Genomic DNA, 10,628 nt, shown 5'->3' with positions numbered 1-10,628 from the left:
TCAACGCTTTCGGCTGGTTTTGCAATTTCTTCCGATTTTTCAACCGCTTGTTCACTGCCTGATTGCGCTGCTTTTTTTGCTCGCGCACGGGCAAGTGCGGCTTCAACTGCAGATTTACGCGCTTCTGGTTTAGCGGAAGATTCCTCTACGGTGGATGGTTTATTATCAACTGAAGCAGCTTGCTCAGCTTGTTTCGCGAGTCGTCTTGCTCGGCGTTGCGCCATCAATTCGCTATTATCTGGTTCACCATTTGCTTTTGCTTGTACTTCCGCAGCAGGTTCAGCTTTCTTCGCTTTAATGCGAGCAAGTGCGGCTGCAACAGGATCTTCTCCTGCAGCTTGAGCCACTTCTTCACGACGTTTTTCCGCAGCTTGGTTAATTCGTGCAGTACGGGCTTCTTTTTCTTTTTGTAATCGAGCTTCCCTTGCTTCAAAGCGAATTTTAGCTTCTTCAGCTTTACGCTCTTTCTCTTCAATTTCCGCAATTTTTGCTTTTTCTTGGCGGAAATATTGAATCAATGGAATATAACTTGGGCAGACATAAGCACAAACACCACATTCAATACACGCGCTTAAATGGTATTCCTTAGATTTATCATGATCTTCTGCTCGTGCAAACCAATAAAGTTGCTGTGGTAATAAACCAACTGGGCAAGCATCTGAACAGCTAGAACAACGAATACAGTTGCGCTCAGGCTCTGGTGGTGCATACTCAAAATGATCTGGCGCAATAATGCAGTTTGTTAGTTTCGTCACTGGTGACTGTAACGAATGCAGAATAAAGCCTGTCATTGGGCCGCCTAAGAACACAGGGAAACGACTATCTGCACGATAATCCACTTGTTCTAACAAATGCAAAATCGGGGTGCCTAATCGCGCCCAAACATTGCCTTTGTTGCGAATTTTATCTCCAGTGAGTGTGACTACCCGTTCGATCAGCGGTTCATCATCAATGACCGCACGTTTGACCGCAAATGCTGTACCAACATTGTGCATGACAATGCCCATTTCAATCGTTCGCTGCCCTTGCGGAATTTCTAATCCAGTGAGCACTTGGACTAATTGATCAGAGGCTCCTGAAGGATATTTAGTCGGAATCACGCGTAGGTGAATATCGTTAGCCCCTTTTAAACCTTTTTCAATCGCACGAATAGCATTGGGTTTATTATCTTCAATAGCAATGACTACTTCTTCAGGGCGTAAGACATAACGCAGAATACGGATTCCTTCCAGTAATTCATCGGTATAATCCTGCATTAAACGATCATCACAAGTAATATAAGGCTCACACTCAGCGCCATTGATAATTAAGGCTTTACAACGTTTATCAGCAAAACTGAGCTTAGCACCCGTTGGGAACACCGCGCCACCTAAACCTGCAACACCATGTTGATAAACTTTTTCAACAATTTGTTCTGGACTAAGACTTAAGAAATCTTCGATAGGTTGACGATCAATCCACTCATCTCGTCCGTCCGTTTCAATAATTACCGTTATCTCTGGTAAGCCAGAAGGGTGTGAACTGGTATAAGGTTCGATAGCTAAAATCGTGCCGGACGTTGGCGCATGTACAGGCAACTGACGATAGTTATCGCCTTTTGTTAATGGTTGCCCTTTAAAAACATAATCGCCGGTTTTCACGCATAAATCGCCCGCCCAACCAGAGTGTTGCACGACAGGCACATAGAAATATTTTGGTAAATGTAAACGGCGAATCGGTTTTTGATTCGATTGTTTTTTATTTTCTAATGGATGAATACCGCCCGGATAAGTCCATAACTTATTTTGGCGCAGGCGTTCAACGACTAAATTTGGATTACTCATCTTTTACCTCGCCTACAACCAATTTTTTCTGTAATTCAGTCGTGTTGACCACCGGAATAATCAAATTTTTATCGAACTGCCAATTCCATGTTTGCGTAGTTAATTTAATTGGTCGCATTTCAATACAATTCGTTGGGCAAGGTGCCACACATAACTCACACCCCGTACAGAGATCGGCCACAATGGTATGCATCATTTTATTTGTGCCTACAATGGCATCCACTGGGCAAGCTTGAATACATTTAGTACAACCAATACACATTGCCTCATCAATGTAAGCCACTTTTACTTCTGGCACTGCCGCGCCGTCCATTTGAGGGACTTCCACCCCTAATAGATCTGCAATTTTGACAACTGTCGGTTGGCCACCAGGAATACATTTGGTGATGACATCTCCATTTGCAATCGCTTCAGCATAAGGTTTGCAGCCGGGATAACCACATTGGCCACATTGACTTTGTGGCAAGAGTGCATCAATTTGCTCAACAATTGGATCAGCTTCAACTTTTAACTTTACTGAAGAAAAGCCTAAAATCGCCCCGAAAACCAGTGCGATCAGCGCTATTGCCAGCAAAATATACATAATAATGGAAAGATCGAGCATTAGATTTTCACCAATCCAGTAAAGCCCATAAAGGCAAGTGACATTAAGCCTGCAGTAACTAAGGCAATGGAAGCCCCTTGAAAAGGTTTAGGTACATCTGCGGCAGCCAAACGCTCACGCAACGTTGCAAATAGTACGAGTACTAATGAAAAACCTAATGCTGCACCAAATCCATACAGTACCGACTCAATTAAATTATTGGCAAGATTCACGTTCAATAGCGCCACACCTAATACCGCACAGTTTGTGGTAATCAATGGCAAATAAATCCCTAATAAACGATATAGCGTTGGGCTGGTTTTATGCACGATCATTTCAGTTAATTGCACAATGACCGCAATCACCAAAATAAAGACCAGCGTACGCAAAAATTGCGCATCTAATGGGATTAACACAAAGGTCTCAACCAAGTATGCAGAAAGAGAAGCGACAGTTAAAACAAAAGTCGTTGCCAACCCCATTCCAATCGCAGTTTCAACTTTTTTGGAAACGCCCATAAACGGACAAAGCCCTAAAAACTTCACTAACACAAAGTTATTGATTAAGGCGGTGCTAATAATGAGTAGAAGATAATCGACCATAGAATTCACATCAACACAAGCTGGTTTATTTAGGTTAAACCCCTATCTTGGCTTGTAAAAAGAGTAAGAAAAATGGCGCCTATTATCGCTTTTTTTAGCCATCTGAACAACACCTAACCGACAGAAATCCGAAAACGACAATAAATTCAAACGGTTATTTCCGCTCTTCATTTTAGCCTATTTTTTAACCAAAAATCTTTACAATTCCGTATCTACTTGATTTTAAAAATATAAAAAAATTGCAACCCTTAAGCCAAAAATTTATCGATTTTCTTTTTTTATCTCTTCGCCTAGAATCACTATATCTTGTATTTATGTATTAACAAAAACACAACATATTGTGTTTTATTATGAAGCAGTTACGTTTTTATACTCAACAAGTTGTATGGCAAGAAGTGCCAAATGAGACCTCACTCGCATTTTTAATCAGCGGTTGTCCACTCGGTTGCAAAGGTTGCCATAGTGCAGAAAGTTGGAAGCTGGGAAGCGGTCAGATTTTGTCAGAAATTTACCTTGCCGAACAGCTCAAAAAATATCGCCATCTCATCAGTTGCGTACTGTTTATGGGTGGAGAATGGCATCTTGAGCAGTTACTTGCTCGGTTAAAACAGGTGCGAGAAGCCGGCTTAAAAACTTGCCTTTATACCGGATTAGAAATGCATGAATTAGATCTGCGCATTATTTCTGAACTAACTTACCTTAAAACAGGACGTTGGATAGCTGAACTCGGCGGGCTTAACAGCCCAAACACCAATCAGCGCTTTATAGATTTGCGCACGCAAGAAAACCTTAATCATTTATTTATACGTGCTGATTAAATGTCGCAGCATTTTACAAAGTTTACTAAAAAAACCACCGCTTAGCGGATTGATTATCAAATCAGGAGACATAATGATTAGACTTCACCCAGAGCAACTTAACCAAAAGCTCTCTTTTATTGATGAATACATTCAAGCGAAAAACGCAGCTGATGGCTCAAAGCTAGATGCGAATGCCAATGTCACGCAAAAAAATATTGCCACCATGGAACAAGAGTTGATGAAAGATTTCTTTGTGCAAATCAACCGCGCCAAAGTCAGTGGTAAGATTCGTGAACTTTTCGGGCAAGATTTAGCTGACGAATACCTTCGCCAAATTGAAGCGCATGAGATTTATGTGCATGATGAAACCAGTCTTAAACCTTATTGCGTTTCGGTGACGATGTACCCGTTCTTACGCGAAGGATTAAGCAAACTTGGGGGCGAATCACAAGCACCAAAGCATTTAGCTTCGTTTTGCGGATCTTTCATTAACTTTGTGTTTGCCGTTAGCTCACAATTTGCAGGTGCCGTTGCAACGGTTGAATTTCTTACCTATTTTGACTATTTCGCCCGTAAAGATTTTGGTGACAATTATTTAGAAACACATCGCAAAGAGATAGAAAACCACCTGCAACAAGTGGTTTACAGCATTAACCAACCAGCGGCTGCGCGTGGCTATCAAAGCGTTTTCTGGAATATTTCTATCTACGATCAATACTACTTTGATGCCATGTTTGGGAATTTTGTTTTCCCTGATTTTGAACGCCCTAACTGGGAAAGTACGGCTAAACTACAACGCTTTTTCATGCGTTGGTTTAATCGAGAACGCACCAAAGCGATTCTCACTTTCCCTGTAGTAACAGCCGCCATGCTCACCGAGCAAAGCAAATGCAAAGATAGCTCCTTTGCAGATGAAGTCGCACAAGAACTTGCTGAAGGTAATGCATTCTTTATTTACCAATCAGATAATCCGGATTCATTAGCTTCTTGCTGTCGCCTACGCAATGAAATTGCTGATCACACCTTCTCTTATTCATTAGGCGCAGGCGGTGTGGCAACTGGTTCAATCAATGTCATTACCATCAACATGAACCGTTTAGTGCAAGATGGGCGAGATTTAGCCACAGAAGTGAGCAAAATTCATCAATATCAATATGCTTATCGTACATTGATGGAAGAATATCTCGCCGCTGGCATGCTACCGGTCTATGATGCAGGTTTCATTTCGCTAGATAAACAATTCTTAACCATCGGCATTAACGGCATGGTAGAAGCTGCTGAATCGCAAGGTCTTACTGTGGGTTACAACCCTGAATATATGGCCTTTGTTCAAGAACGTTTAAAAATTATTTTCCAAGCAAACCAAGCTGCGTCTAAAAAATATGGGGTGAAATTTAATACCGAATTTGTGCCTGCAGAAAACTTAGGCGTAAAAAATGCAAAATGGGATAAAACGGATGGCTATTTTGTGCCAAGAGAATGCTATAACTCTTACTTCTATGTCGTAGAAGATGAAGAAATTAACGCACTCGATAAATTCCTACTGCATGGAAAAGAACTGATTGAGTGGCTTGATGGCGGCTCCGCTTTACACTTGAATTTAGACGAAGCATTACCACAGTCAGGCTACCGTTCATTATTAGATATTGCCGCCAAAACTGGCTGTAACTACTTCTGTGTGAATGTCAAAATTACTATTTGTAATGAATGCCAACACATTGATAAACGCACCCGCCATCAATGTGCAAAATGTGGTTCAAACAATATTGATTACGGCACACGCGTTATTGGCTATTTAAAACGCGTTTCTGCTTTCAGTAGCGCGCGCCAAAAAGAACATAGTTTGCGTTTCTACCACAGAAAAGCAGCATAAAAATGCTTGAAATCTGAATAAACAAGCGGTCTTTTTTGCAAAGTTTATTGCAAAAAGGACCGCTTGTCGTATATTGGACAAACTCAATTCATCTTTAAAAGGAAATTTTATGAACGCGCAACAACTCGCTCAATATATCGATCATACTGCATTAAGCGCCGAAAAAACCGAAGCCGATATTTTGGCTTTATGCGAAGAGGCTCGCCAGCATCATTTCTATTCTGTTTGCATTAACCCTTGCCATATTCCATTGGCTAAACAAGCCTTAGCCGATTCTTCCGTTAAAATTTGTACTGTAGTTGGCTTTCCTTTAGGTGCAAATGCGACTGTAGTAAAAGCCTTTGAAACAGCACAAGCGATTGAAGCTGGCGCAGAAGAAATTGATATGGTAGTCAATATTGGTTGGGTAAAATCACAACAATGGGAAAAAGTGCAAGAAGATATTCAAGCTGTATTTGATATTTGCCAAGCAGTACCATTGAAAGTCATTTTAGAAACTTGCCTACTTTCTGAAGCAGAAATTATTAAACTTTGCGAAATCTGTAAAACAATTGGCGTTGCCTTTGTAAAAACCTCAACCGGATTTAATAAAGCAGGCGCAACAGTTGAGCATGTTGCCTTAATGAAACGAACTGTTGGCGAAATCGGCGTAAAAGCCTCTGGTGGTATTCGAGATACACAAACTGCGCTGAATATGATTGAAGCAGGTGCAAGCCGTATCGGTGCGAGTGCAGGTATTGCGATTCTTGAAGGCTTAACTGCAGAGAAATAAAACATTCATCAACAAAGAAAAAACGCCTGCATTTTTGATCTGCACCCCAAAATTAGACTAAACTTCTAACTGATTAAGGTGCAGATTTTTTTATGACTAAATACAATCAACTTTTCAAACAACAAGTCGTGAATTTCTATTTCGAACATCACGAAAATCTTGCTTTCACATTAAAACATTTCAATTTACCTAAAACAACCGTTAGCTGCTGGATCGCACAATACAAATATTCAGGCACTAATAGGTTACAAAACATGGAGTAAAATTTACCGCTTGTTATAGTCAAAATTTAACCCAAAAAAACAAAATAGCGTTTTTTAGTAGGACATCTCAACAATTAGTAGATATAATGCGAACTATTCGCAATTGCTAGTGTGATAATTTTATTTGACTAAATATTAAGGACACCTCTATGCAAACTAAACCAACCAAACTTGCTTCTCTTGTTGCACTTTGCTGTGCTTATCCTGCTTTTGCTCAAGAACAAGCCTCCGAAAAATCGGTGAAATTAGACGAAGTTGTCGTTTCTACGATTGCAACCAGTGATGCATTAGTGAACACGCAAGTTGATCGCCAAGCGATTTTCCTTAAACAAGCCAAAGATGTGAAAGCCTTATTTGAGGGCAAAATGGACGTTAACGTCAGCCAACTTAACGGCTCACGTTCAGGCGGTGAAGGCGTGAATATTCGTGGTTTACAAGCCAACCGCGTAACCACCACCGTTGATGGTATTCCGCTGCCAGAAGCTCAAGAAGCGAAACATTTTATCTCTTACGGTTCAGAATTTGGTCGCACCGATTACGTGGAAACATCGGGCTTACGCAGTGCTGATGTGCAATATGCAGGTTCGCAAAATAGCCTATCGGGTAGCGTGAATTTTGCCACCCTTGAACCTTCTGATCTTCACAAAGGCAACGCCGTGGGCGGCTTTTTTGGCACAGGTTACAACAGCGTTGATAACTTCATCTACGGCACATTAGGCGGAGCGGTGAAAACAGGAGCTTATCAAGGTATGGTGATGACCACCATTCGAGACGGTGCTCAAACTGAAAATAAAGGCTCTAACGCAGGCACGGGGGTTACTCGCACCGAGCCAAACCCAGCCGATACGCAACAAAACTATGTGTTAACCAAACATTACTACCAGCTTAACGATCAAAATCGCATCGGCTTTGTGTATGAACACCAACGCAAAAAAACGCATACCGATTTATTAAGTCTCACCGACACCAACATTGATAGCGGCACTGGCATGCAATCTAAAGGCTATGCAATTGACCGCGTAAAACGTGATCGTTTCTCGATTAGCCACGATTACAACAGCGATCAAGGTTTCGTGCAAAATGCGAAAACGCAAATTTACTACCAAGATGCGAAATCTGAAAACTATCGCTACCGTTTAGGCTCACGCAATTATCGCCAAGAAGATACGCTTTTCCGTGACGAAACTTACGGCATCAACACCAATTTGATGAGCTATATTGATGGTGAAATTCCACACATCTTGCGTTATGGCTTCACTTACGCACACACAAAATCTAGCAACCACTTGCATTATGAACGCCCAGCTTATGCGAATATGCCATATTCAATGCTTGGTAGTGCGTATTTTAACGGCAATCCAAGTGCAGGTATTAAGCAAGATAAAGTAACAGGTTACTTCGAAGATGAGATCGCCTTTGGCAAATTGGTGGTAACGCCTCAAGTGGGCTTTGCATATTACCGCGTAAAACCGACCGCTTACCAAAGCAATATGACAGAAGCTCTGCACCCAAAAAAACAATCTGATACGGAATTTGCTCCGAAATTAAGCATTGAATACCGCCAATCTGATGGGTTTATTCCATATGCACAATATTCTCGTGGGGTGAGAACACCATCTGCTCAACAATTAACCTCTTATTTCTTAGAGAGCGTTTCATTTAGAACCCCAGCGGGTGTGCAAAGTGCAACCGTTGCGGTGGTGGGTAATCCAAACCTAAAAGCAGAAACGGCAGACAACTTCGAGCTTGGTTTTAAAGGAAAATCGGATCGCTTGGAATATCTTGTAACAGGTTATTACAACCGTTACCACAACTTCATTGATTGGATGTCAAAACCAACTAATGGCTACACCAGCTTTATTCAATACGACAACTTAGATAAAGCTAAAGTGTATGGCGTAACGGCTGATGCAAAATGGAAATTCTATGACGATTTCTACACCCTTGCAGGCTTCTCATACTCTCGCGGTAAAGCGGAAAATAACGGCGTGAAAACCCCAATTAACAGCATTCAGCCAATGAAAACCAAACTTGGTTTTGGTTATGAAGGTGAACAATTTGGGGCTCACATTCAATGGACATATAACCGTGGTAAATCAGATAAAGATATCGAACAATCTTCATCTTACCTTTACAACCCAACAGGTGGCTACTCACTCTTTGATTTAGGGGCGTATTGGAAACCAACGGCGAACCTCACATTAACGGCAAATGTGAATAACTTGTTTGATAAAAAATATTGGAACTGGAACGATATTTCTTATCTTGCCTTGTTAAGTAAAGCGACCCAAGACCAAGGTCGCCCAGCGGCAAGTATTCCAATGGCGATCACCTCACAAAATGCGGATCGCTATAGTGCATCAGGTCGCAACTTTAACGTTGGCTTACGTTATGAGTTCTAATTAAACCAAACCCCACAGGTTCTTGATCTGCACCCAAAAAGTTAGACTAAACTTCTAACTGATTAAGGTGCAGATTTTTTATGACTAAATATAATCAACTTTTCAAACAACAAGTCGTGAATTTCTATTTCGAATATCACGAAAATCTTGCAACGCCTATTAGTGAAAAATAGGATTTCTCAAAGTATGTCGCGAAAAGGAAATTGTTTGGATAATGCGGCAATGGAAAGCTTTTTTGGGCGAATGAAAACGGAGTGTTTTCACGGAAAATCGTTTACTAGCATTGATGAGCTGGAAAAGGTTATCAATGATTATGTGCGGTACTATCATGAAGAACGAATCCAATTAAAATTAAAAGGACTGAGTCCGATACAATATCGAAAGCAGTCCTTTAAATAACAGTCTAACTTTTTGGGGTCAGATCATTTGCTTTGCAGGCATTTTCTTTATCTCTCTAAATACGAGCTTGCATGCCACCAAATGCTTCAATCAATTTTTCACTAAATTGCTGTAGTTCTGCCGTCATTAACAAGAAATCTGCATCAAAGCGCTGAGCGACATCTTCTTTTAAGATATCATCATTTTTCTCGCGCACCACATCGGCAAATTTCAAGCGGGAAAGCGTAGCATCTTCATTTAAGATACAAGAAAAATGATTTTCCCACTCAATCGCTAATTTTGTCACAAATTTGCCCGCTTGTAAGTGTTGGCTAATCTCTTCTGCGCTTAAATCTTGGCGTTTACAACGAATAATGCTGTCGGTGTCAAAGGCTTTGAGTTCTGCCTCTTCTAATAAAGTTAACCAATTTGGCGCATCATCTTGAGCAATCCAGCGGGTCATCACTTCGATTGGTGGAACCGTAAATGAAATTGGCACCACCGGTAATGAGCCTAGCGTTTTACGCAATAACGCTAACGCATCTTCCGCTCGCTTACTTGAGGCAGCATCGACATAAACTAATTGGGTATCTAAATCAATCCAAATCGCCGTAAATTGATGTTTACTAAAAGCACGTGGCAATAACACCGAAACAACCTGATCTTTCACCGCTTGTTTTTCGGTTTTCTTCAACATACGTGCTTCTTTGGTTTCTAACTCTTGAATGCGTAATTCGACCTCTTTTTTCACCACATTCGCAGGAAGTAACTTTTCTTCTTTATGTGCAACCAATAAAAATTGGTTACCTTGCGCAAAATGCAATAACGGTGCACCACTTAACGGTTCGCTCCAACCGAATTGACTCATATCGTGCTGCGAGCATGGATGAAATCGGCAGGCTTGCAACTGTGCTTCTAAACTTTCACTTTCTAAAGTTAATTCGCTGGTGAGGCGATAAATCATGACATTTTTAAACCACATAGCTCTTTCTCGGTTTGATTAAAATGGAGAAATTCTAGCAGATTTTGCCCCTTCGCCCTAACGCAAATACAAGAGAAAACACAAGCGGTCAGAATTTGCCGATTTTTTGCAAAACGGAATCTATAACAAGCATTCGCATTTATTGTACAA

Annotated in this window: 8 protein-coding genes and 1 pseudogene; 5 read left to right on the top strand and 4 right to left on the bottom strand. The window is 41.0% G+C overall.

From position 1 onward, the window contains the following. From rsxC to rsxA, 3 genes are all read right to left on the bottom strand, one after another. Positions 1-1,823 (bottom strand): electron transport complex subunit RsxC (gene rsxC / locus HSP_RS0110360; RefSeq protein WP_010130068.1); only part of this gene is annotated, 1,823 nt, incomplete at its 3' end. Continuing rightward, positions 1,816-2,427: an electron transport complex subunit RsxB gene (gene rsxB / locus HSP_RS0110355; protein WP_007525283.1), complete on the bottom strand. Its 612-nt coding sequence runs from the start codon at positions 2,425-2,427 to the stop codon at positions 1,816-1,818. The genes rsxB and rsxC, both read right to left, overlap by 8 nt. Continuing rightward, the gene (gene rsxA, locus HSP_RS0110350; RefSeq protein WP_007525505.1) at positions 2,427-3,008 is read right to left on the bottom strand and encodes an electron transport complex subunit RsxA; all 582 of its coding nucleotides are present in this window, start codon (positions 3,006-3,008) and stop codon (positions 2,427-2,429) included. The genes rsxB and rsxA overlap by 1 nt, the downstream gene beginning before the upstream one ends. Positions 3,009-3,358: 350 nt before the next feature. On the opposite strand from rsxA, the gene nrdG reads away from it, so the two are divergent. The 5 genes and pseudogenes from nrdG to HSP_RS11100 all read left to right on the top strand — a co-directional run. Continuing rightward, positions 3,359-3,826 carry an anaerobic ribonucleoside-triphosphate reductase activating protein gene (gene nrdG / locus HSP_RS0110345; RefSeq protein WP_010130067.1) on the top strand — a complete coding sequence of 156 codons (468 nt, stop codon included), beginning with the start codon at positions 3,359-3,361 and terminating at the stop codon, positions 3,824-3,826. A 73-nt stretch (positions 3,827-3,899) separates the two neighbouring features. Beyond that, a complete protein-coding gene (nrdD, locus tag HSP_RS0110340) occupies positions 3,900-5,681 on the top strand; it encodes an anaerobic ribonucleoside-triphosphate reductase (RefSeq protein WP_010130066.1) in 1,782 nt (593 codons plus the stop codon). Between the two features lie 109 nt (positions 5,682-5,790). After that, positions 5,791-6,453, top strand: a complete 663-nt coding sequence (gene deoC / locus HSP_RS0110335) for a deoxyribose-phosphate aldolase (RefSeq protein ID WP_010130065.1) — start codon at positions 5,791-5,793, stop codon at positions 6,451-6,453. 412 nt (positions 6,454-6,865) lie between these two features. Further along, entirely contained in the window at positions 6,866-9,118 is a 2,253-nt protein-coding gene (locus HSP_RS0110330) for a TonB-dependent receptor domain-containing protein (protein ID WP_010130063.1), read from the top strand. Positions 9,119-9,268: 150 nt separating this feature from the next. After that, positions 9,269-9,517, top strand: a pseudogene (locus tag HSP_RS11100) (transposase); the annotation flags it as partial. Between the two features lie 55 nt (positions 9,518-9,572). Here HSP_RS11100 and rdgC read toward each other — a convergent pair. Next, positions 9,573-10,478 (bottom strand): recombination-associated protein RdgC, encoded by a 906-nt coding sequence (rdgC, locus tag HSP_RS0110315; RefSeq protein ID WP_010130061.1) that lies wholly within the window; start codon positions 10,476-10,478, stop codon positions 9,573-9,575. Between the last annotated feature and the right edge of the window lie 150 nt (positions 10,479-10,628).

It is taken from the genome of Haemophilus sputorum CCUG 13788, assembly GCF_000238795.1.
Taxonomy (GTDB): Bacteria; Pseudomonadota; Gammaproteobacteria; order Enterobacterales; family Pasteurellaceae; genus Haemophilus_A; species Haemophilus_A sputorum.
This window is presented reverse-complemented; position numbering and strand designations above follow the sequence as displayed.